The 24152-nt window shown below is 40.4% G+C and carries 22 protein-coding genes; 9 read left to right on the top strand and 13 right to left on the bottom strand.

Features of this window, described 5'->3' with window-relative positions; genetic code table 11:
• Positions 1-101: 101 nt before the first annotated feature.
• Positions 102-545, top strand: a complete 444-nt coding sequence (locus tag H5187_RS13145; protein ID WP_149980420.1) for a PaaI family thioesterase — start codon at positions 102-104, stop codon at positions 543-545.
• Here H5187_RS13145 and H5187_RS13140 read toward each other — a convergent pair.
• Positions 542-922 (bottom strand): hypothetical protein, encoded by a 381-nt coding sequence (locus tag H5187_RS13140; RefSeq protein ID WP_145242456.1) that lies wholly within the window; start codon positions 920-922, stop codon positions 542-544. The two genes, H5187_RS13145 and H5187_RS13140, sit on opposite strands and share 4 nt — an antisense overlap.
• A 167-nt stretch (positions 923-1089) precedes the next feature.
• Between H5187_RS13140 and H5187_RS13135 the strand changes: the two genes are divergently transcribed.
• Entirely contained in the window at positions 1090-1806 is a 717-nt protein-coding gene (locus H5187_RS13135) for a hypothetical protein (protein WP_182794411.1), read from the top strand.
• A gap of 112 nt (positions 1807-1918) precedes the next feature.
• A complete protein-coding gene (locus H5187_RS13130; protein WP_145242452.1) occupies positions 1919-2572 on the top strand; it encodes an endonuclease in 654 nt (217 codons plus the stop codon).
• Between the two features lie 67 nt (positions 2573-2639).
• Here the strand turns inward: H5187_RS13130 and hmpA are convergent, their stop codons facing one another.
• A complete protein-coding gene (gene hmpA, locus H5187_RS13125; protein WP_182739928.1) occupies positions 2640-3821 on the bottom strand; it encodes an NO-inducible flavohemoprotein in 1182 nt (393 codons plus the stop codon).
• Positions 3822-3831: 10 nt separating this feature from the next.
• Entirely contained in the window at positions 3832-5064 is a 1233-nt protein-coding gene (locus H5187_RS13120) for an NnrS family protein (protein ID WP_182739929.1), read from the bottom strand.
• Positions 5065-5230: 166 nt separating this feature from the next.
• On the opposite strand from H5187_RS13120, the gene norR reads away from it, so the two are divergent.
• Together norR and rsgA are read left to right on the top strand one after the other, a co-directional pair.
• The gene (gene norR / locus H5187_RS13115) at positions 5231-6799 is read left to right on the top strand and encodes a nitric oxide reductase transcriptional regulator NorR (RefSeq protein ID WP_182739930.1); all 1569 of its coding nucleotides are present in this window, start codon (positions 5231-5233) and stop codon (positions 6797-6799) included.
• A 234-nt stretch (positions 6800-7033) separates the two neighbouring features.
• Positions 7034-8083, top strand: a complete 1050-nt coding sequence (gene rsgA / locus H5187_RS13110) for a ribosome small subunit-dependent GTPase A (RefSeq protein ID WP_145242444.1) — start codon at positions 7034-7036, stop codon at positions 8081-8083.
• A gap of 84 nt (positions 8084-8167) precedes the next feature.
• Here the strand turns inward: rsgA and H5187_RS13105 are convergent, their stop codons facing one another.
• Entirely contained in the window at positions 8168-9064 is an 897-nt protein-coding gene (locus H5187_RS13105) for a LysR family transcriptional regulator (protein ID WP_145242443.1), read from the bottom strand.
• Between the two features lie 126 nt (positions 9065-9190).
• On the opposite strand from H5187_RS13105, the gene H5187_RS13100 reads away from it, so the two are divergent.
• Positions 9191-9760: an NADPH-dependent FMN reductase gene (locus tag H5187_RS13100; protein ID WP_145242441.1), complete on the top strand. Its 570-nt coding sequence runs from the start codon at positions 9191-9193 to the stop codon at positions 9758-9760.
• 5 nt (positions 9761-9765) lie between these two features.
• Here the strand turns inward: H5187_RS13100 and H5187_RS13095 are convergent, their stop codons facing one another.
• Positions 9766-10212, bottom strand: a complete 447-nt coding sequence (locus H5187_RS13095; RefSeq protein ID WP_145242439.1) for a TerB family tellurite resistance protein — start codon at positions 10210-10212, stop codon at positions 9766-9768.
• Positions 10213-10308: 96 nt separating this feature from the next.
• On the opposite strand from H5187_RS13095, the gene H5187_RS13090 reads away from it, so the two are divergent.
• Positions 10309-10680, top strand: coding sequence for a hypothetical protein (locus H5187_RS13090; protein WP_145242437.1), 372 nt, complete (start codon positions 10309-10311; stop codon positions 10678-10680).
• Positions 10681-10683: 3 nt separating this feature from the next.
• On the opposite strand, the gene H5187_RS13085 is transcribed toward H5187_RS13090, so the two are convergent.
• The 7 genes from H5187_RS13085 to H5187_RS13055 all read right to left on the bottom strand — a co-directional run bounded on the left by H5187_RS13085 (position 10684) and on the right by H5187_RS13055 (position 18954).
• Positions 10684-11277 (bottom strand): hypothetical protein, encoded by a 594-nt coding sequence (locus H5187_RS13085; RefSeq protein ID WP_182797935.1) that lies wholly within the window; start codon positions 11275-11277, stop codon positions 10684-10686.
• A 125-nt stretch (positions 11278-11402) separates the two neighbouring features.
• A complete protein-coding gene (locus H5187_RS13080) occupies positions 11403-12368 on the bottom strand; it encodes a hypothetical protein (RefSeq protein ID WP_182767854.1) in 966 nt (321 codons plus the stop codon).
• 118 nt (positions 12369-12486) lie between these two features.
• Positions 12487-13086 (bottom strand): 3-isopropylmalate dehydratase small subunit, encoded by a 600-nt coding sequence (leuD, locus tag H5187_RS13075; protein WP_182739932.1) that lies wholly within the window; start codon positions 13084-13086, stop codon positions 12487-12489.
• A complete protein-coding gene (gene leuC, locus H5187_RS13070; RefSeq protein WP_182739933.1) occupies positions 13086-14486 on the bottom strand; it encodes a 3-isopropylmalate dehydratase large subunit in 1401 nt (466 codons plus the stop codon). Before leuC ends, leuD begins: the two co-directional genes overlap by 1 nt.
• Positions 14487-14561: 75 nt before the next feature.
• The gene (gene leuB, locus H5187_RS13065) at positions 14562-15638 is read right to left on the bottom strand and encodes a 3-isopropylmalate dehydrogenase (RefSeq protein WP_182735445.1); all 1077 of its coding nucleotides are present in this window, start codon (positions 15636-15638) and stop codon (positions 14562-14564) included.
• A complete protein-coding gene (leuA, locus tag H5187_RS13060; protein WP_182739934.1) occupies positions 15635-17188 on the bottom strand; it encodes a 2-isopropylmalate synthase in 1554 nt (517 codons plus the stop codon). The genes leuB and leuA overlap by 4 nt, the downstream gene beginning before the upstream one ends.
• 551 nt (positions 17189-17739) lie before the next feature.
• Entirely contained in the window at positions 17740-18954 is a 1215-nt protein-coding gene (locus tag H5187_RS13055; protein ID WP_182718531.1) for an ankyrin repeat domain-containing protein, read from the bottom strand.
• Between the two features lie 142 nt (positions 18955-19096).
• Here H5187_RS13055 and H5187_RS13050 point away from each other — a divergent pair, with 142 nt between their 5' ends.
• Both H5187_RS13050 and H5187_RS13045 read left to right on the top strand, forming a co-directional pair.
• Positions 19097-21787 (top strand): hypothetical protein, encoded by a 2691-nt coding sequence (locus H5187_RS13050; RefSeq protein ID WP_182767852.1) that lies wholly within the window; start codon positions 19097-19099, stop codon positions 21785-21787.
• On the top strand, positions 21784-23139 hold the full coding sequence (locus H5187_RS13045) for a tetratricopeptide repeat protein (protein ID WP_182718529.1): 1356 nt from the start codon (positions 21784-21786) through the stop codon (positions 23137-23139). Before H5187_RS13050 ends, H5187_RS13045 begins: the two co-directional genes overlap by 4 nt.
• Before the next feature lie 72 nt (positions 23140-23211).
• Here H5187_RS13045 and H5187_RS13040 read toward each other — a convergent pair whose 3' ends face one another.
• Positions 23212-23655: a hypothetical protein gene (locus H5187_RS13040; protein WP_182718528.1), complete on the bottom strand. Its 444-nt coding sequence runs from the start codon at positions 23653-23655 to the stop codon at positions 23212-23214.
• Between the last annotated feature and the right edge of the window lie 497 nt (positions 23656-24152).

The raw sequence follows: 24152 nt of genomic DNA, 5'->3' as shown, positions 1-24152 counted from the left end.
TAGATAATATAGGTACATTTTATCTATTTTTATGATCTTAACTGTAGGAAAATGTTTAAAAGTGTAGACTGATTTAGTAAATAACTTAGTGAGGTAGACAGATGAGTATTTGGTATCAACCGATCACCCTAGCACAATGTAAGCAACTTGATGACGGCATAAGTGGTCAAGGCACATTGATGAAAACCATGGGCATTGAAATAAGTGAAATAGGCGATGATTATTTAGTAGCAACGATGCCCGCGATCCCAGCTCATCATAACCCTATGGGTATGGTGCATGGCGGCGCAAATGTTGTACTTGCAGAAACGGTGGCGAGTTATGCTGCAAACTTTGCTGTTGATTTTACAAAGTTTTATTGTGTTGGCCAGGAGATCAATGCCAATCATCTAAAAGCATCACGTAATGGTATATTAACCGCGATAGCAACACCACTACACTTAGGCAAGCGTACATCCGTATGGGAAATAAAAATCACCAATAGTCGTGGAGAACTGTGCTGCGTATCAAGAATGACCGCAGCAATTGTAGAGCGAAAAGGCTAACTTGAAAGTGGATAAATTGTAATTTCAATACCTGCGCCAATAGCAGAAATACGCAATAAAGTATCGGCACTGAGCGCTTGATTAAAGCATTTTGGCGAAGTGCCTGATTCAAAGCCAATATCAAAGGTGCGCTTTGAGCATGATAACCACTGCTTTAATGCATTGCGTGAGCAAGATTCAATTAACTCACATAAGTGGTTAATCGCTTTATCTGGTGAGATAACGTCTTCATTAGACTCAATACGTGCTAGTTGACGGTACTCATCTTTATCGTAATGCAAAACCACAGCACTTTTTTTTAAGTCTGCAACTAACAAACTAATATCTTGCTTTGATTCAAGCTCTAGATCTACATTTAAAAATTGAATTTCCGACATTGTTTCATTTTTACCCTGCGTTAATAACAACGCAAACTTTAACCTAATTTTGCGTATATACCAAATCTAGAGTAGCTAGTTTTATTTTGTTGATGCGACAATTTGCCACATTGGCAAACTCAATATAATTTATAGAATACCGCACTAATAACAAACAGGTAGTCACTATGGATAAACGCATTTTTAAACATGCGCGTAAGTTTCACAAATGGTTAGGTTACTTATTAGCGCTACAAATTTTTGCATGGTTACTCGGTGGTTTAATTATGAGTGCTATACCGCTTGAAAAAGTTCACGGTAAACATTTAGCTGCGCGGCAATTAAATAACCCATTCAAACAAGCTGATTATCTAGCCTCAGTTGATAATATCGTTGCAAAAATTACTCAACCAAGACAAATTAGTTATAGTCACTTTTTAACAATCCCTACCATTATTGTGAGCAACAGTAACGGTGAGTACAGCTTTAACGGAGTTACTGGCCGTCCTTTGGTAGCACCGAGTAAAGCGCAAATTATTGCCAATGCCCAAGCTCATCTATTAATTAATGCGCAAGTAACAGACGTGATCAAACTAGCTAAAGGTACTCGCGAAGTTGGCTTTAAAGAAAATATTTGGCAAGTAAATTTTGACGATACGTTTAACACCACACTATATTTATCCGCTGATAGCGGCCAAGTTATTACTGTTCGCAGCACAATTTGGCGAATTTTCGATTTTTTCTGGATGTTACACATAATGGACTATGAGCAACGTGAAGATTTTAATAACCCATTATTAATAAGTTTTGCAGCCAGTAGCGTATTGTTTTGTTTAACTGGCTTTATTTTATTACTACAGAATATCCGTTTTAGAAAACGTACTTCCCGTCGCCCAAGTAGCTAACCTTACCTTAGAGATGAGTTAAAATTCCCACTACATCACACAGTTAAGCGATTTACTTTTTGAATAATCGCTCTAAACTAGCGCTTCCTGTAGTTCACTAAAGTGATTGGATATGCCGCATTTAATTATTGCGCTGGTATTGTGTTGTGTGAGTTTTAACCTTTATGCAGAACAATTCACCAGTTTTTACAGCGCAAAAAAACACCTCATCAAAACCCTTCCTGATAACGCCACCAGCCTCTATTGTGGCTGTAATATTAAACGCCAAGGTAAAAAACTGGTGCCCGACCCAAATGCATGTGGTTATGTGCCTCGCAATGCGGTTACTCGTTCAGGCAAACCAAATGCGCGCGCAACTCGGATTGAGTGGGAACATATTGTGTCTGCATGGGAATTTGGTCACCAGCTACAATGCTGGCAAGATGGCGGCCGAAAAAATTGCATTAAAGTCAGTGCGCAATTTCGGAAAATGGAAGCTGATATAAATAATCTCGCTCCGGCAATTGGTGAAATAAACGCAGACCGATCTAATTACAGCTTTGGCATGATTGCAGGTAATGCAAGCCAATATGGTCGCTGCCAGGTAAAGGTAGATTTTAAACAGCGTGTGGTAGAGCCGCCCTTTTATGCACGAAAACGCATTGCCGATGCTTATTTTTATATGCAAAAAACCTATGGTTTAAAAATTTCCGACAAGCAACAAAAATTATTTACCGCATGGCAAAACCAAGCTTTAGCAGCGAAAAATAGCAATGCTGTACTTTAAGTAGCCAAAACCATAAAAAAGGCGCATTTAGCGCCTTTTCACTTAAAACCTACATTTAGTTTCGTCATTAAATATCTTGATGTGGGCCAAACACCTCGTAGTGAATACGCTCAGCAGCGACTCCTAATACGAGTAATTGCTGTTTAATTGCAGCCATAAACCCCGTAGGGCCACAGATGTAGAAGTCACCTTCTTCAAGCGGAAGCTGTTCAGCAACAGCACTGACATTCATCAATCCAGTAAACTCAGCTCCCTCGCCACCTTGATTAAACCAAGTGTAGTAATTTAATCGAGTATGCGCCGCGGCTTGCTCCGCCAAAAACTGACTAAATGAATGCTGCAGGATATTTTCACAGGCGTGTAAATAGGTGACCGCTTGATTCGATGTATCACATAATAATGTTTGTAACATTGCCAGCATCGGTGTTTGACCAACGCCCGCAGAAATTAATACCACAGGTTTTTTATTTGCGCGTAAAAAGAAGTCTCCAGCCGGTGGATAAAGCTCCACAACGCTGCCCACATCAAGTGAGTGCAAATAATTAGATACAATCCCCGCTGCTGGCAATAACTCTTTTTTCACGCTAATACGGTAATTTTCACCATTACTTTGCTGAGAAATAGAGTATTGGCGTATCTCACTATACTGTGCATAAGCTGGTTTTACTTTGATACCTAAATACTGCCCTGGTTTATGAGTCATTACCGCTTTACCATCGACTGGCACTAAAGTAAAACTGGTTACTAACTCTGATTCAGGCTGTTTTTTAGCAATAACAAATGCTCTAGTACCCGACCAGCCACCGTGGTTATTTTTACTGTGCTCGTATAGCGCCGCTTCTTCGGTAATACAAATATCAGCAAGTAGTGCGTAAGCCTCACGCCATGCATATTCAACTTCAGCTGTAAATTGCTCAGGGATCAATTCTTTTAAAGTGCCAATCAGGTGTCCGCCAACTATTGGATAATGCTCAGGTAAAATATGCATGCTGGTATGCTTATGATTAATGCGTGCCAGCGCCTCTTTTAATACGGCTAAATTATCAATATTTTGAGCATACGCAGCCAAGGCATTAAATAATGCAAATTGCTGACGGCCACTACGTTGATTGGCCATATTAAAAATATCCTGCAGCTCAGGGTTATGACTAAACAGCCGGTTATAAAAATGCTCCGTGACAACGGTGCCCGCCTGCGCCAATAAAGGCGCTGTGCTTTTTACTATTTCAATGGTTTTATCAGATAACATACAACTTCCTTTAACCACGACGCCCATCAACACGACGCCGCGTTAAAATAGGAATACAGTGGAATAAGAACAATAAAAATGCCACGATCCACAGTACAGCACTCAGCTGCCATGCGATGTGTGGCCCAATAACAACAGGTAATAACGAACGAATAATTGCTGCAATAAACACTAAAGCAAACGCCACAGCCATAAAGTGAGGAATAGTTAAAGGGCGGCCAGTATGACCATGAGATACCCGCGTCATCATCGCTAAGATCATCATGCCAATCGTACCTATAGTGATCATATGCAGCGCGTCTTTAAACAAAATAACCGAGCTGTAAAAACTCAGCGCAAGCAATACTAAACCAAGCCCAAGAGCTAGATAAGAGAAGTGCAACGACCATAACAGTGGTACTTTGAGTATTTGATTATTCCACCACAACAATGAGCGACTTAAATGCACTACAGCAACAACAGCCAATGCCCAACCAGGATTAACGCTTGCTATAAATAATTGGCTGATAAAATAAAGCGCGACAGCAAACAATGAGCTGTAAAGCAGCACTTTATCTAAACGAGGAGTACGCACTTGCTCCGCTAAACCAAGACCACGAGCAGTAAAAAAAGGTAATACCCGCCCAGCCACCACACCGACAAGTAAGGTCATTACTAGTACTGCGGTATCGGCGACTGCCAATGCAAGTAGCATGTTTTGTTGTATTGCTAAGCATAAATAAATAATATTGAGCACACACAATGCGCTTAGCATCAGTAAAAATTGGTAGTTATTTTTATTGCCAGCTTTAAGGAGCATATTAGCCAGCGCCATAACTGCACCTAACCACCAAAGCAATTGGAACAATAACACCGCATATAAACTAAAGTTTTCAATACCTGCACTGGTAATAAAAAACGCAACACGAGCTGCTAGCCACACTAGGGTTAGCAACATCAATTTACGACCATTAATACTCGCAACCCCGCTCCAAGTTTGTGCTGCGGTTAATAAAAACCCCACAGCTACAGCGCCTGCAAAGCCAAACATCATTTCATGGGCATGCCAAAGTGTTGCTGGCATAGTCAATTGCCATCTGGCATGGCCTGTTAAAATGAGTAACCAATAACTAATCGACAAAACGGCCAATAAGCCAGCTCCTAAAAAGTAGGGCCGAAATGCTAACATCCATAACGGCCATTGACTGACTTGATAAAAACGCATTTTTTTGGGCATTGGTTCGGTTAAATTGATTGCTCGCATCAGCGTATTAGACTCATCTATCTAGGTATTTATAACACGCTATTGCACAAGCCGAGCCAAGATTTAAACTGCTTATTATTCAACATATTAACTATTTTGCTATTGACAAAAAAGTCTTTATGACTCACCTTTAAATAAGATAAAAACACATTTGAGTCATTTTGACATGGTAGATAAACAAAGCTTACTTAATGTCGCCCTTGTGCTTGCTAAAGTGAGCGACCAAAAGCAGCCTTTTCAGCAGTTAATTCAGTGTATCAAACAAGTAATACCCAGTGACGCTATTGCACTGCTTACCTTACAAGGCGATGTGTTAAAACCACAAGCTATTCATGGACTGACGCCTGACACCCTAGGACGACGCTTTGTAATAAACGAGCATCCACGTTTACATGCCATTTGCAACGCTAAGCAACCATTACAGTTTGCCCATGATTGCCCAATTCCTGATCCGTACGACGGTTTACTATCGAGCAAAGCTGGCGATATTCCTGTTCATGCTTGCTTAGGCATCCCTCTACTTGATAGCGACGATAACTTACTCGGGGTGATCACCCTCGACAGTCTCGATGCAAATGCATTCGACAGTTTTGACCTTGAGCTATTTACTCAACTAGGTACGCTTTGCACCGCGCATTTGCAAACTGTATTAAAACTGCAGCAATATCAAAACCACGCGCAACATAGTAGCGCTTTAGTGCAAGAGCTAAACCGCGAAGCGCTTACCCGCGATGGTGCAGAGATCATCGGCCAAAGCACGGCCATGCAAGCCCTTCGAAGCGATATAAAACTAGTGGCGGCTTCTGAGTTTAGTGTCTTGATCCAAGGTGATACCGGGGTAGGTAAAGAGCTAGTAGCACGCAATATCCATCTTCATTCAAAGCGTAGCGAAATGCCGTTAATTCACTTAAATTGTGCATCATTACCAGAGAATCTCGCCGAAAGTGAATTTTTTGGCCACGCCAAAGGCGCATTTACTGGCGCCCATAATGCACGTCAAGGCAAGTTTCAGCTGGCTGATGGTGGCACCTTATTTTTAGATGAAATTGGTGAACTGCCACTTGCCATGCAAAGTAAACTATTGCGCGTCTTACAAAGTGGTGAAATCCAAACGGTTGGCGAAGATGAAGTAAAATACGTCGATGTAAGGGTTATTGCGGCTACAAACAGGCATTTAAAAAACGAAGTCGCTCAAGGGCGTTTTCGAGCCGATTTATATCATCGGTTAAGTGTTTACCCGCTCAACGTTGCGCCACTTAAACAACGCGAAAACGATGTAATTTTACTTGCAGGTTACTTTGTTGAAAGAACAGCCCGTAAGCTAGCTATCAAACAACTCAAACTCAGCGTCGAAACGCAACTACTACTCACTCAATATGACTGGCCGGGAAATGTGCGAGAACTTGAGCATGTGATCAGCCGTGCAGCATTAAAAGCCAAACAAAGCCAGTGGCAGCAAGCAATAATTACTATTGAACCTGCTCATTGTGAACTTAACCTAAGTACAAATAACCCAACGCCTGTCGCATTAACAACTGCCGATAACAATAACATAAATAAACAAAATTTCTCGCTCAAACAAGCAACGGATACATTTACTCAGCATTTAATCAGCCAACAGCTAGAACAACATAATTACAACTGGGCCAGTGCAGCACGAACATTAAAAGTTGATCGCGCTAACTTAGTGCGATTAGCCAAACGTCTTGGTATTACAGTAAAAAAATCTATTTAATGTGTATTTTATTCACCCAAACTTGGCTATAGTGCCAACTGGTGTAAAACCACAATAAACATCTAAACAGGAGATATTTGATGATTGTATTAAACCCCCTTGCTGGGCAAGTAAGTGCTTAATTTTATTTTTTAATATTAAGTTTTGCCCGGCCATTAGCCGGGGCGCTGTTGATAGCTAAAATTTAACAGCAAACCCCTTTGTTATTTTTACTCTTTGCAGTAATGGGGTTATATGAATACTAATTTAAGTTTAAGCCAACTGGGTTGGCGCGCATTTTTCCAACAACAACTTACGCTCAATGATTTAGAGCACACACTGATTGCACGGATCATTACCTACCATCGCGACCACTTTGTTGTACAGAGTGAGCAGGGTTGCCACAAGGTATTGGTAAATTCAGATCATCCCCCCTTAACTGTGGGTGACTGGATATTACTTACGCAACACAACGAACACTGGCTGTTTACCCGATTGCTTGAGCGCTTAACATTGCTCAGTCGCAAAAGTGCGGGAAGTAAATTAAGTGAACAGCTTATTGGCGCTAATATTGATACTTTGTTTATTGTCAGCTCGCATAATCAAGATTTCAATCTAAGCCGCTTTGAACGCTACTTAGCGTTAGCATATCAAAGTGAGTGTTTACCCGTTGTTGTACTGACCAAACGCGATCAATGTGCAGCACCAGAGCAACATATAGCACAACTAACAGCGCTTGATAATCACTTAACCGTGCTGTCTGTTAATGCATTAGAGCGTGGCAGTGTTGAGCAATTAATGCCATGGTGCGGCAAAGGTCAAACATTAGCTTTTGTTGGGTCTTCGGGTGTAGGTAAATCCAGCTTAGTTAATAGCTTATGTGAACAGCAGCTAAGTGACACTGGTGCAATTCGCGAGGACGACAGCAAAGGTCGCCACACCACGACTCATCGAGCATTGCATGTTCTTAACGTAGGAGCGCTGTTACTCGATACTCCCGGCATACGCGAGCTGCAACTAAGTGACTGTCAACAAGGTGTAGAGCTTACTTTTAACGATATAAGTGAACTGGCGCAGCAGTGTCGATTTGCCGATTGTAGTCATCAGCTAGAACCCGGTTGTCAGGTGCTAGCTGCGTTACAAAAAGGCTTATTAACGCAGCGGCGTATCACTAATTATCAAAAACTGTTAAAAGAGCAGCAACGCAATACTCAGAGCCTTGCGCAATTACGTAGCCAAGATAGAAGCTTAGGTCGGTTTTATCGTAACGTACAAGCAGACATGCGTAATTTAAAAGGACGTTAATTAATTTTTCTCAGTCGTTAAACAAAACGTGGCTAAATACTGTTTAGCCACGTTTTTGCTGATAGAAAGATTAACGCAGCTAAATTACGCGAGCTTATGCTCCTTAAAATACGCTTTTAAAAGCTGACTGAACGCCTGTACCTTAGCTGTTCGGTGCACTAAGTGATGGGTTACTAGCCATAAATCCGTTGGCCAACTCAGTTCATCCGCTAGTATTGGTACTAAATCAGCATACTGCGCCGCCACGTCATGCTGCATCCCGCCAATTCCCAAGCCTTTAACAATTGCACGGGTTGCCTCTGAGGTTTCAGACACGCGTAATTTCACTTGTGAAGTTGGTATATTTTCATCAACCCAAACAAAATAAGGCACTTTGCCATTATAGCCGGCCACCCCCGAAACAAAATTATGCAACGGCAATTGCTTAATACTTTTTGGCACGCCATGCTTATCAATATAACGCTTTGATGCATAAAATCCTGACGACAAATGCGCCAAATGCTGGGCGATATAATCACCTTCATCAGGACGAGGACCTGCGCGTACCGCTATATGTGCTTGGCCGTGATCAAGACGTAACCGGTTTTGATCAAGTATCACTTCCAGCTGTACTTGCGGATGTAAACTTTGAAATTGTTCACACACATCACTCAGTACATCAATAAAACCACTGACCGTTGTAAGCAATAAACTACCACGCAAAGTACTATCTGCGGCAATAATATCATTGTGTAAGCGTTCAAGTTCACTATTAATAGACTGCGCTGCTGTAAAGAGTTTAGCGCCAATCTCAGTTACTTTATAACCCCGGGCATGACGATGAAATAAACGTGCATTTAAACTTTGCTCTAGGTTATTAATGCGCCTAAGTACCGTACTGTGATGGACGTTGAGCTTTTCAGCCGCCGCTGTTAACGTTCCTAACCGCGCAACTTCATAGGCTACTTTTACATCTTGCCAGTCATCAAATTGAATCGCCATACCTGCCCTTAACCTTAAGTGTGCGTATATGCACATAAGTTTTGCGTTTATTTGGCTTTTCTGCAAGTAAATATTTGCTAAAGTAGTTAACAGGCAAACCCAACTACGTTATTGAAGGCGACCACCATGACAGCACCAAAAATTATTGCCTTAGCAGGCAGCTTACGTAAAGACAGCTTTAACCAAAAATTGATCAATGAAGCAGCCCGCTTTGCATTAGAAAGCGGTGCAGAAGTTGAAGTAATTAAACTGGCAGATCTAAACTTACCCATGTTTGACGAAGACGTTGAAGCGCAAGGCACACCAGTAGGCGCTCAGTTATTAAAAGACAAACTACGCGCTGCAGATGGCATCTTACTTGCGAGCCCTGAATATAACGGTTCAATTACCGCGGTACTAAAAAATGCCATTGATTGGGCATCACGTACTGAGCAAGGCGCAGTTCCAGCATTTCGTAACAAGGTAACGGCTTTATACGCCTCATCACCGGGAGGCTTAGGTGGCTTGCGTGGTCTAAATCACGTTCGCGATATTTTATCGGGTATCGGCAGCTTGGTATTGGCAGATCAACTTGCCGTACCTGCAATTCACACTTTGCTTGATGAAAATGGCCGCATTAGTGACCCTGTGACAGCAGAACGAATTGCAGGCCTTGCTCAGCAGCTCGTCAGCGTTGCCAGCAAATTAAATAAATAAACCGCTTAAGAAAGCTTTGTCGCTGCTAACTTGGCAGCGATAAAATCCTCATGCGCGACATACAACAAGTTAGAAACACGGCGAATTACATACTCTTCTTGCGGATCTAACTCACCATCGGCATACGCTAAGCGCCATAGCAGCTCTATAATTTCAATGCGTTGCTCTGCGCTGCATTGATCATTAATTTGTTTAGAAAACTGAAAGTAATCAATCGCGTCATCCAAACTTTTTCCTGCGCTTTGCATTAGCTCACTAACGTCTTCATCACTCAAATTAAAATACTTTTTTAAAGTCAGAGATAACGTTTTCAATTCATCGTCTTGCTGCTCGCGATCAGCACGCATGACTTCAATCAATAATGCCGCTACAGCCGTTTTCAAATCATGCTCTTGCAGCTGAGCTGGTTGCTCATCAAAAGCTGAAAATAGTTGTTTTATTTGTTTGAACATCACATTTTCCCTTTTTGGGTGTTAGACTTACAGCATAACTCGTTGCATCACTGTAATTAAATAGTGCGCTCAATACAATAATGGAGTTAAAGGTTTATGAAAGGAAAAACAGCAAATAGGCTAGTAATTATCAGTGCACTGGCACTATTAATAGGCAGTAATGCGGTATTAGCAGAAAAAGGTGAAACCGAAAAACTCTATGACTTTGATGAAAAAGTCCATTATTACCAAACAAAATTAGACGCAAATAACTATCATCTAGAAATTCAATCTGACGACTATCAGCACTTTAAAAATCAAAGTGTATTTTTATTGCGCCATGCTGACCGTTTATGCCGTGGTAATCCGTTTATGCTAAAAGTGACTGATGGTGTACAAGAGTATGATCGTTTCCCAACCAAACCCCGCGCCTATCAGCCACCTTTAACGGTATTACTACAATGTGAGACAAAGCCCAGCAAAGACTAATCTTTAGTCTTTATAACCCCAAGGCGCTGGCGGTGGTGTAATTGGTTTTGTTAAATCAAAATCAACGCGAAACTCGCGGCCTTGGCGAATTAAACGATAAGTAAACTTTTCAGGGTAAATATACATCTGCCATGTATTACCGATAGATTGTGGAATACCTTGGCTAACAAACAATTCTTTTGAATACTGATCCGCAGGGAACGACTGCACGTTAGCAAACCCAGCATCAACCGTATGACCACCGTACATAGTCGATACATCATCAGTCCCATCTTGATGGCGATGATCGTGTTTTAAACTCAAACCACTACCGGTTTTGGTAATGATCCACGTACGTGATGCATCATCACCTACATGAAACGGAATTTGTAACTCACTATCAGTACATTTACGAACATGCATGACTAGTTTTTTGCCTGCAAACGAGCTAGGACCAGTGGCATTATCAACCGTTACTTTACCCTCAAAAGCTTTACCACAATAGGCGGCAATATTATCAAAAAAATCATCATGTGTTGGGATAGATACTAAAGGCGCAGGGCGAGCAAACGCCGCCGTAGATGCCAGCAATAAAGTTGCCGCAGTTAATAATTTCATAGCATGTTCCTAAAAGTATAAAGTTGCAGCTTAGCCTGTTAATAAATACAAAGGAAGTAATCGCGGTGAATGGTGGTCCAGCGGTGAGTAAGCTAAAAAAGTTTGCAAGCCAACCATAAAATAGCTTAAACGGCTTTTTCAGCTCGGCTTTTCATCAACTTTAATAGTGAATTATGAAAGTCTTGAAAAATAACCTCACCCCATAATCGAGAGTAAATAGTAAAGTTGGTATTATCTTCAACAGTGGTTTTTAACGTTAAAACGGTTTGTCCATTAGCGGTTTCTGCTAAATAATAGCCTCCATAAAGAGGAGAAAAATATTCTCCACCTAGCTTTACATGTTTATCTAGTGCGTTGTCTGGAATCAAATCAGGGTCGATATCAAACTGGTAGAGCATTTGTTTATTTGGCTGCCAATCTGTTATAACTTCTTTAAATGCAACGCCATTTTGCCATTTACTAGTTCTCACTGCACCTACACCTTGTGCATCCATATCCGCCTGCAAAGGGCGAGGAATACCAATCAATTGCGAAAATGACATTGGGAACTCCCCCTCTGCAATGTAACTTACATTCGCCAATTGCCGCCAAACAACATCTATTGGTGCATTGATAACAACTGAATTTTTAACTTCGTATGTTTGCGATAGCTTTAAAAAATTCACCTCTAGCGGTGATAAAATCAAAGGTATTAATGCCACTGACATGACGACTTTTTTACTTTCTTTTTCTAATTTACGATGTACAAATCCAGCTAAGACTCCTCCTATACTTGCAAATAACATAAATGCAGGTAGCGCCATAGCGACACAGATACTCCCCTCTAAAAGAGTGACTACACTGACCAGTAAAAATACAAAAATAGGCTGCCAAGCCTTAACTGCCATTTGCTTATAAGACATTGATTTATTGAGTTTGCATTCAAAATAAATACGAATATAGCCAATCGCAATGGGGACTAAAAACATAAAAGAAATAGTGACTAAACTGCCGAAGTTAAACGCATCACTAAACTCTAGAAATACCCGTATAGATATGCCGTAAAGCACACCTAAAATAATGCCTATATATTTTGGAGAAAGCGTTCGCATAAATAGTTCTTTCAATGTTTAATTGCCAATAATGTTCCGAAGTTAACAACTATTTCTAACCGCAGCAATAAAAAACGCGGCCTGAGCCGCGTTTCATTGTTTAATAACTTTTAAACCTTTACTGCCAAGGGCGCTCAGCGTTAAGCTTTGCCTCAAAGGCGTCAATTTGTGGGTTGAGGGTTTCGGTGACGCCGATAAAATCTAAGCCACTTAATAAACGCTCTTTTACGTCTTTGCGAATATCAAAGCAAATTGGTGCAAACTTGTTACTGATAAGTACCTGATTTTCAAGATCGATGTCGATATGAATATCGTCGTGTTGCTCGCTCAGTACAAACAAGTCTTCCAATGTTTGCGCTGGTAGTGCAATAGCTAGCATCTGGTTATTGCCACAGTTATTAAAGAAAATATCAGCAAAGCTTTCCGCTAAAATCACTTCAAAACCATATTGCTTAAGCGCCCATGGTGCATGTTCACGTGATGAGCCGCAGCCAAAGTTATCGCGAGTTAGTAATATTTGCGCGCCTTGGTAACATGGCCGATTTAAAATAAACTCAGGGTTTGGCTCGTCGTTATCTAAATAGCGCCAATCATAAAACAACGCCGCATCAAAACCATCGCGGCTGGTTGAAGTTAAAAACTGCTTTGGAATGATTTGGTCGGTATCGACGTTGTTTTTATCAAGTGGGGCCATTAAGCCACTAAAATAAATGCTCATTAGGCTTCTCCTCTAATATCAACAAAGCGACCATGAATAGCTGCCGCAGCGGCCATTGCAGGGCTTACTAAGTGTGTACGACCACCACGGCCTTGGCGACCTTCAAAGTTACGATTTGAGGTGGATGCACAGCGCTTGCCTGCACCTAAGCGGTCATCGTTCATCGCTAAGCACATTGAGCAACCCGGTTCACGCCACTCAAAACCAGCAGCTTTGAAAATATCAGCTAGGCCTTCATCTTCAGCCTGTTTTTTCACCAAGCCAGAGCCAGGTACGATTAACGCCTCAACACCAGCAGCCACTTTTTTACCTTCAACAATCTGTGCGGCGGCGCGTAAATCTTCAATTCGGCTATTGGTACATGAACCAATAAATACCGTATCTACGCTCGCTGACGATAACTTATCACCGGCTGTTAAACCCATGTATTTAAGCGCGCTGCGAATCGCATCAGCTTTAATTAAATCAGGCTCTTGATCTGGATCTGGAATGCATTCATCAACACCAATAACTTGCTCAGGGCTAGTGCCCCAAGTAATTTGCGGCTGAATGCTACTCGCTTCTAGTTCAACTTCTAAATCAAACTGCGCACCTTCGTCAGTTTTTAAGGTTTCCCAGTAGGCAACTGCAGCTTCAAAATCATCGCCTTGTGGAGCAAATGGGCGGCCTTTTAAGTAATCATAAGTGATTTGGTCTGAAGCGATTAAACCCGCTTTAGCGCCCATTTCAATACTCATGTTACACAATGTCATACGCGCTTCCATTGACAGTGCTGCAATGCCTTCACCACAAAACTCTGCCACATAACCTGTACCACCAGCGGTACCTAGCTTACCAATCACCGCCATGATCAAATCTTTGGCTGTAACCGTTGGACGTAGTACACCATTAATTTGAATTTTTAATGACTTGGCTTTTTTCTGTTGTAGTGTTTGCGTTGCGAGTACGTGCTCAACCTCAGACGTACCAATACCATGGGCCAGTGCACCAAATGCACCGTGAGTAGAGGTATGGCTATCACCACAAACAATGGTAGTGCCAGGTAAAGTAATACCTTGCTCAGGCCCCATTACATGCACTATGCCTTGGTTAATTGAGTCTAGATCGTAAAGTACAATACCAAACTCTTTGCAGTTGGCATCAAGCGCCATCAATTGGTTTTTTGATACTTCACTGGCGGCATCTAATGAGCGACTTTTGGTCGATACATTATGATCCATCGTTGCGATGGTTTTTTCAGGACAACGCACTTTACGGTTTTTCTCTCGCAGGCCAGCAAAAGCTTGCGGCGATGTCACTTCGTGTACTAAATGACGGTCAATATAAAGTAAATCGGTTTGCTCATTAATACTAGCAACTACATGTGCTTGCCAGATTTTATCGTATAACGTTTGGGCCACTTGCTGATCCCCTAATTTGTTTGACTCGCCGCGTGACGGTGCAGCGAGTGAATAATTGTTTAAATACGTGCTGTTTTATATACGAGCGACAATTGCTGCGGCAACGTCTTGCGTTGTATAACCTGCATTTGGGTAAATATCCGGTGTACCTACGCCTGCTTCGACCGCTTCGGCTACTGCTTTTTCAATGCTGCGCGCCGCTTCATCTTGCCCTAGTGAATAACGTAGCATTAACGCGGCACTTAAAATTTGTGCGATTGGGTTTGCCACCCCTTTGCCAGCAATATCAGGTGCCGAACCACCAGCAGGTTCATACATACCAAAGCCTGACTGATTTAAACTTGCCGATGGCAATAAGCCCATAGATCCGGTGATCATCGCGCATTCATCTGACAATATGTCACCAAATAAGTTATCACACAGTAACACATCAAACTGGCTAGGTTGTTTAACCAGTTGCATTGCCGCGTTATCAACGTAAATATAATCAAGGCTTACTTCTGGGAAGTCTTTGCTTACTTCGGTTACTACTTCGCGCCATAATACACTTGATGCTAATACGTTGGCTTTATCAACCGACGTTACATGGTTATTACGTAATTTTGCTGCTTCAAAGGCAAAACGTGCAATGCGTTCAATTTCTTTGCGTGAATAAGTTTGCGTATCAAACGCCACTTCTTCAGCCCCTTCGCCACTGCGGCCTTTTTCGCCAAAGTAAATACCGCCGGTTAATTCACGCACGCATAAGATATCAAAGCCTTTTTCGCTTATATCGGCACGTAATGGCGATGCAGCGCTCAGTGCTGGTAATAGTTGCGCTGGGCGTAAGTTACAAAACAAACCAAAGTGTTTACGTAGTGGCAAAAGTGATGCGCGCTCTGGTTGCTCATTGGCAGGAAGATGCTCCCACTTTGGACCGCCCACTGAACCAAACAAAATTGCATCGGCACTTTCACACGCTGCAAGGGTTTGATCGGGTAACGCTTTACCAAATTGATCAATCGCAGCGCCGCCAATGGCATGATGATGACGAGTTAAAGTAAAACCAAATTTACTGCTCACAGCATCCAATACCTGCTCTGCTGCTGCCATTACTTCTGGGCCGATACCGTCGCCTGCTAATACTGCAACGCTATAATTTGATTGACTCATCCTGCTTTCCTTTGTTGTTTTAAATCAGACACTTTTTGTGCGCGATAAATTAAGTTATAAACGCGGATCATGGCGCGTACTGACGCCTCAACCACATCCGCTGCAATGCCCGCGCCGTGATAAGGGCGGCCATCGTATTTAGCTATTATATTTACTTCACCTAATGAGCTGGCACCTTCACCGGTCGCCTCTAGATTAAATTCAATCATTTCAACAGCCATACCCGTTAAACGTTCAATCGCTAAGAATGACGCCTCTACAGGGCCATTGCCGGTAGCCGCTTCTTGTTTAGACTCACCATTAATCGTCATCCCAATCGTTGAGCTTGCTACTGATTGCGAGTTAGACGTTGAGTTAACAAACTCTAATTGGTATTTGTCGTCTTTATCACTGATTTGGTTAAAATAAATCATCGCTTCTAGATCGTAGTCGTACACTGTGCCTTTTTGATCTGCAAGGGTTAAGAAGCTTTCATACAGGCTATCCATATCATAATCAGATTTTTGATAGCCCAATTCTTCAAGGCGGTGCTCAATAACATGGCGTCCTGAACGAGAGGTCATATTTAATTGGTTATTTGGCACACCGACGCTTTCTGGCGACATAATCTCATAGGTATTTTGCGCTTTTAATACACCGTCTTGGTGAATCCCTGAACTATGAGCAAACGCATTCTCACCAACAATGGCCTTATTGGGCTGTACTGGCATATTACAAATTTTCGCCACTTGCCGTGAAGCACGGTAAATCTCTTCACTGCGAATATCGGTATACACATTTAAATGGTCTTTACGCATCTTCATGATCATCGCCACTTCTTCAAGTGAACAGTTACCCGCACGCTCACCAATGCCGTTAATCGTACATTCGATTTGCCGTGCACCGGCTTGCACCGCTGCAACAGAGTTGGCAACGGCCAAACCTAAGTCGTTATGGCAATGTACACTTAACCGCGCTTTATCAATATTTGGCACGTTATTCATTAAATGGCGGATCATCGCCGCATATTCGTCTGGCGTAACAAAACCAACTGTATCTGGTAAGTTGATGGTTGATGCACCAGCATTAATCGCCTGCTCAACAATTTTGCATAAATCCCAATGCGGTGTACGGCCTGCGTCTTCGCATGAAAATTCCACATCATCAGTATAATTACGGGCAAGCTTAATTGATTTAACCGCCATGGCTGTCGCATCATCTAAGCTCATACGTAGCTTGTGTTCTAAATGCAAAGGGCTGGTAGCAATAAAAGTATGAATTCGACTTTGTTGTGCTGTGCGAAGTGCTTCGCCACAGGCTTCAATATCTTTAGCAACAGCGCGTGCTAAACCACAAATAATAGGGCCTTTCACTTCTGTAGCTATACGTTGCACTGAACGAAAATCGGCAGGGCTCGAAACCGGAAAACCTACTTCCATCACATCCACATTTAGGCGGCTAATAGTATGCGCCAGCTGGATTTTATCTTCTTCAGTCAGGCTCGCTTTAAGCGCTTGCTCACCATCACGTAAAGTGGTGTCGAAAATCCATACTTTATCTTGTTCTTGCATAATCTACCCTTAATTCTCTGCTGCCCTGGATGCGAGATAAAAAAAACCCCGCGATATGCGGGGTTTTTTGTGTTTACTTAATGCAAATACACTAATCCCCGCTCACGTGCGCTTGCAGTAAGAGGTTCAGTTTTAATGTAATTAAATGAGTGTTTTGCATCGTCTTTACTAAATGTGTGTGTTCAGTGAGCCCTATTTTTAACACTTCAAAACTGCGCATGCAAGCATAATCTCACCTTTAAATGGAATGAAAAACCACAATAAAAGAAAATAAATTTCGTATAAAACCAACTTTAAGGTTATATAATTCAAACCAAACCTAAAGCAACCATAATATACTTTACTTTATGGCCGATCCTGCTTAGATAAGTTTTCTATTTTAATGTCAACCTACTCGCCGATAATACAATCCCGATATGCTCAATTAACAACGCCAACTTACTTATTGCATCAATTGCAGCTTTACTCACAGATACTTGAAGTGTCATGTTAGAAATAAAAGGCTAGCCGACATAAAGCAGCCTCTCTAATTGTCACTCATTCAATAAGTGTTATTTATATACATAAAGAGAATATTCTTTTAAAAGCTCTAAACTCGCTTTTTCTACTTTTAAGTTATTTACTTTTTTATGCGAGCCATACCATTGGATGGAGCCTTGGAATTCATCATCAAATGGTAACACTATAAAAGAAGATGTTTCTGAACCAATCGGTGAATTTGGCTCATACCAAATAAGATTACTATCTTGAGAGTAAATCCTCCCAGACTTGCCAGTAATGAGGTAATGGTAATACTTCCAATCCGGGCAACCTCCAAAAACAAATGCATCCATTCCTGTAGACATACTCAGCGTATTATTCATTTGTTCATTGAGCGTTATCCCCTGAGGACCATTCCTTGGCCCACCCATTAAACGAAAAGAACAACTTAAATCGAGGTTGTGAGCATTTATAAAATTTGTCCAATAATCCATATATTTAGACCAAGAAGCCTGCCTTTTTTTCTGCCTTTCTAAAAACTCTTGCTCGCGCTTATTTTGTATCTTTAATTGCAAGGCATTATTGACAACTTCACCATTAATATAGCTCTGCGCGCCTTTAGATTTTAAAAGATCGATGACTTTTGAATTATCATTTGTAATAGCAATGCCTAATGCTGTACTGCGGTCCATGTTTTTATAATTTAAATCAGCACCATACTTTATAAATATCTCAGTATGTTTTGCGTTCCCGCTATTATTGATAGAGTACATCAAGGGTGTGTCGCCAAATACATTCTGATGATTAATATCAACGCCTAGTCTTACTAACTTATCAATATATAACGCCAATGTTCTGTAATTCAAAGAACTAGACATTATATGAAAAGCATTTTCACCCACTTCATTTTCATATGAGTAGTTACAACCATTACTAGCCATGTAGTTCATTAAAGTAAGGTCAGTGGTATCTTTTAAAAGAGTTTCCATACAGACAGGCAAGCTGTCACGACTCTCTTTGCAATTAGGGTCAACCCCACCTTCAAGCGCATATTTAATCAAAGAAAAATAACTATGTTCAATGCCTTGGCTAAGCGTTCTGCAGCTTTTAGCTATTTTTTCATCATCCATAAAATCTTGTAATCGAGGAGTAACTTTTTTACCACCTCGAATAATCTCTACATCTAAAACTCGCTCATAATAACCACTGTTGTTTTTTTTATAATACAAATAGCTCGCCCAAGCGATAAGGCTCAGTAATACAAAACTTAAAAATATTTTTTTCATCTGTTATTCCTTAACGTAATTTATTAGAAGTTCCTTTTTTTTACACAACCGAATAGTGTATTATATTTACCGAAAATACGATATTACTTTTGCATTTTCAATAGTCATGTAAGACACGGAAACATTTTATAAAGGATTATTTATGCCAAAGCATACTGCTTTTAAGATCATTACATACCTCATTTTTGTCACTTTGCTTGGTTGTGAAAAGACTGACCCTGACCCTGACACACAAAAAAACGAATCTAAAGCAACCCAACCCATAGCTTTAAAAGAAGATATCACCGACGCTGCGCAATTTGATCAAGAGCGTATCCAGTTTTTGTGGCAGGGACCTCAGCAAGAAAAAAGAACGATATGGAGCATCAAAATAGATGGAACAGATCTTCGCCAGGTGCTTGATGAGAAAGAACTTTCATTCAACACCCCTCCTGGCGGTAATGGTGGGCACATAACATACCTTTCTCGCTCACCAAATAACCGCTATTTAGCGCTAATTATGTACCAAGAAGTCATTGTTTATGATCTGTTAACTCGAGATCACCTTATCATCGGTGAAGCAGTAAGAGGCCAACCACAACTGATAATTTGGAAAGATAATACCTTCAATGTTTACATGTCTAAATTTGGCGACCACTCGCGAAACTTATATGTCGACTTGAACAACCTAACAGTAACAGAGAAAAAAGAAAATAGTGATACGGTCTATTTAAAAGATGGTTCAACTCTCTCTTTTCACAAGTTTCATATGAGTAAATACAAGGACGATAAAAGGCTCTTTAAAATTGATCTAGATGGGTATGATAAACTTAACAAACCATATCTAAATGGATACGATAAACTTAATGAACTATATCTTAATAATGAACAAACACATGGGCTACTGCACACTAAAGAAAGGTCTTTTTACTTTAATATAACAACTGGAAAAATACTCAGCACCTTCGATAATAACTTTTTTACACCGTGGCATATTAACCATGCTAATAGCCAACTAATAGGCACTGACAAAGAGCATAAACAGTTAACCTTTTATAATATAACGACAAAAACAACAACAAACATTTTAACCTCCGCCACCAAATTAAGAATAATAAGCCCACTTAAAGCAAGTGCCTACAATCAAGAAAAGCCCTCCCTTTTACCTAAACTCTCAAACTTACCAAAAGGGTACATTTACGGAGACCGCAAAGTCGATGAAAATTATTATTTTGGAGAAAAAGTTGATGGAAAAGCAGAAGGTTATGGGGAAATGTATCAACGTTACACTCACCTTTGGCAATATCAAGAAAAAAACAATACTCTGATACCGCTTCACTATAAAGGAAATTGGAAAGCGGGTGTATTTGAGGGTAATGGCGAGGTTATTTATACAAACGGTAGTCGCTATAAAGGAGAGTTTTCTTCTTACCTTCATCACGGTCAAGGACGTTTTACTGATAAAGACGGAAACGGCTTTGATGGAAGCTGGAACAAAGGACAAAAACATGGCCGTGGCCTCTGCCTTACCTACCGTAAACCAACTCCATGTGAATACTACTACAATGCAATAGTTACTTATGAGGGAGAGCTAGACGACAACGGCATACGTAACGGTACGGGTACTTTTAGTTGGGTACCTTACATTAAAAAAAACATCTATAAAGGTAACTTCAAAAATGATTTATTTCACGGTCAAGGCGTGCTAACCAAGACCTATTATAGTAACGACGTTTATAAAGGGCAATGGCAATTGGGCCTGCGCCACGGTCAAGGCACACAAACCAATGGCGAAACTCATTATGAAGGACAATGGAAAGCCGATAAGCGCCATGGTAAAGGTACACAAACTAAAGGCAACATTCGCTACGAAGGCATGTGGCGAGTCGATTATTATAATGGTCAAGGAACATTAAATGAAAATGGTAATATCTACAGTGGACTATTCAGTGCTGGCTGGCTATTTGGTCAAGGCACATATAAAAACAAAAATGGAGACAGCTATAACGGAGAATTTGAATACTCCCGTTACAATGGATATGGAGTAATGAACTACGCAAATGGTGATCAATACAGTGGCCAATGGCTATCCCACATGAGGTGGGGTAAAGGCAAGTTAACCTTAGCAAATGGTGACTTTTATGATGGCGATTGGGACAACGATACAAAGCATGGCGAAGGAGTCTGTCAAGAGAATTCAGAGGAATACCCATGCCAATACTTTCGTGGTTATAAATTACATAATATACGTGATGGTTATACAAAATCTAGAGTTATCATAGACGATGGCTACGGTGAGGTGTTGGGCGACTATATTGGGGAGCTTGAAAACAATATCCCCCATGGACAAGGGTCATTTATAAATAAATATCAACGTTTTTATATTGGTCACTTTGACCACGGTCTATTCAATGGTCAGGGGATATTACTAACTTCACATCATGGCATTATCTATGATGGTATGTGGATCAAAGGCAAACCTAATGGCTACGGAAAAACGAATATATTTGAAGGGCACTGGAAAGATGGCGTGGCTCATGGAGTAGGTAAGTTACATATAGGTATTAACAGCACGAGGCGTATTATTAAAGGTAACTGGCAAGATGGAGAAATCAGTGAGGGAACTATTATATACCAAGATGTTGATTATATAGAAGATAAAGCTATTTACACTAATAACTGTGTTTATACTGGGAGGTTATCGTTATCTATTAATACAAAAATTACCTATTCAACAAGTGACATGACTTTTGTTAAGGTCACCCCACAAGGGAAATGTGTACGTGTAGAACAAGAAAAAGAACACAACACTAATGCTTTGAGTAAAAACCATTTACAAAAGGATAGCAAATGAAACGTATTATAGTATCGATATTAGTCATTTGTTTTAGCTTAGGCGAGTGCGAACATGAAGCTCGAGCTCAAGTCCCACCTAAAATGGAAGCACAGCAAATCAAACAACCATTACTTGACTTGTTTGCCAAGCCAAAGTTGACAACTGAAAAAGCTAAACTAGAGGAAGCGCTTATTCTAAAAGCAATAGCAGATGACCCTTCGGCCCAAATCGCATTAGCAAATATGTATGAAAATGATAACCAACAAAAACGCGCCTTATTTTGGTATCAGCAAGCAGTTGAACATGGCGGTATAGATGAAGAAAATGCCATTCTTAAATTTTCTCAACAAAAACTAGCACAAAGTAACGACCCTAAAGATATATTTATGTGGACAAAGTATGCAGCTGAACACGGCGATATTAGCGCACAAGAAAAAACAATGGAATACTATCGTAGGGGTCAAAAAGTTAAAAAAAACCTTATTGAAGCCGAAAAATGGCTAAGAAAACTAATTAGCCACGAAGCCAAAAAACCTACATTTAAACTGGTAGAGCTACAGTTAGATACAATTAATTCAAATAGAGAAAAGAACATCCCTAGCGCGATTGCCCTAGCCAAAAAACTCGCTGAATCGGGGTCTGTAGACGCGGCTTATTTTTTAGGTTGGTTGCACCAATTTGGCTCATTGTTGGATAAAGATATTACCAAAGCGATTTACTGGTATAAAAAAGCAGCCGAGTTAGCTGATATTCGTGCATATCGCAGTTTAGGGTGGATATATCACTCTCACTATAACGATAATAAAGCAGCCGCTCACTGGTATGAAAAATCTGCTTATTTAGAAGATCAAGTATCTCAGTTTAATTTAGCCGTTTTATATCACTTAGGGAAAGGGGTAGATAAAGATTTAAAAACTGCAGCCCAACTGTATGAAAAAGCAGCTTATACAGGGCATAATTCCGCAAGAATTAATTTGGCTAATATGTATGCGAATGGTATTGGGGTGAGCAAAAATAAAGAGCTGGCCGAGCAATATTATAACGGTTATCAGCATATAAACCTCGCGACTGAAAAAAAACAAAGTCAGCTAAATATAGAACCAAATATTGATTATATAAAAATAGATATAGCAGATTTGGATTTATCAACTCAAAACTTTTATACGCTCCATGAACGTTTAGGAATTTATAGCCACTCAATTGATATAAGTAAACTTCCCGTTTTAGAAGATAACTCAGTGATCCTATTATTTGTTAATATACCAACTTTAGGGCATTACTCTGTAAGTAAAGGAACAAAAAGTAGCTTATACCAACGAACTCTTATTAATGATGTAACTATTAATAATTTTAGATCTGGTAATTTATAACACAATAAAACGTTGGTCCATTATCATGGGTCAACGTTCATAATAAGCGCTTAAATAGGATAATTAAAAACATCACTCCAGTATTATGGACGGCATTACGGGCACATCCGAATACGGATTGTAAAGATCTTTATAGGCTACACCTTTTAAAATGTAAGTAGGATCTTCCCCATTTCTAAGATCTTGTAATAAATCAAAATCACCACTTTTAGGTATGTCGGTAAATTTTATATTTACATAAGCATTACCATCGAAAACACTAGATATTGACCTAATCTGCTGCCAGTCATGTTGTTTGTTTCTAAAAATCAATTGCGCTTGGCCATAATTAGGGTTACTGGCATTAACTTTGTAAACGTATTCATAATCACTGCTGGTAATTATTACTTTATTCAATTGGTTAACTTGGATTGGCACCAGCGGCGAAGCTTTAATACTAGCCGCCCCGAGCGAATTTTGCGATAGTAGCGCACTTAAGGCAACAATGACTGTTGTGTATCTTTTCAAAAAAAGCATTTTTCCCTCCTTGGTAAATTAAGATATGTTTATACTTTCACTTAAACTTTGTAGTAGAGCAACAACCAGCCACTATACTACGGCATAACATTAAACCATTGTTGTTCCTACTAGGTTTACCCATTAATGATAGTCGCACACTCTTCTCAACTGTTCTAGCAATCGTTTTTCCGATTTATTTTTGCACAATGGCTGTCAAGACAATAGTAAAGCTTTTTATCATCGTCATAGCATTGTTGCATTAATCTGGCTTGATATTCGCTATCGCTCAACGTTAATAGATTATTCAGCTCAGATATTACTGATTTATTTTGCATGTCCCACTTTTGCGTTCTCAGCTTTTGATCATTATTATTAATTACAGCGGTGTAAACCTAAAGTATCCCCAGAATTAGCCTTTATATATCAATGAACTAATAGTATTAAAAAATGTGGGAAGCGAGGGAACATTCATGGTGTTTTGTGATCTTATGAATCGCTTAAAAACAACAGAGCTA

The sequence above is a fragment of the Pseudoalteromonas sp. SG44-1 genome (assembly GCF_014164315.1).
Taxonomy (GTDB): domain Bacteria; phylum Pseudomonadota; class Gammaproteobacteria; order Enterobacterales; family Alteromonadaceae; genus Pseudoalteromonas; species Pseudoalteromonas rhizosphaerae.
The sequence above is the reverse complement of the archived record's forward strand: the minus strand, read 5'-3'. Positions and strand labels throughout refer to the sequence as shown.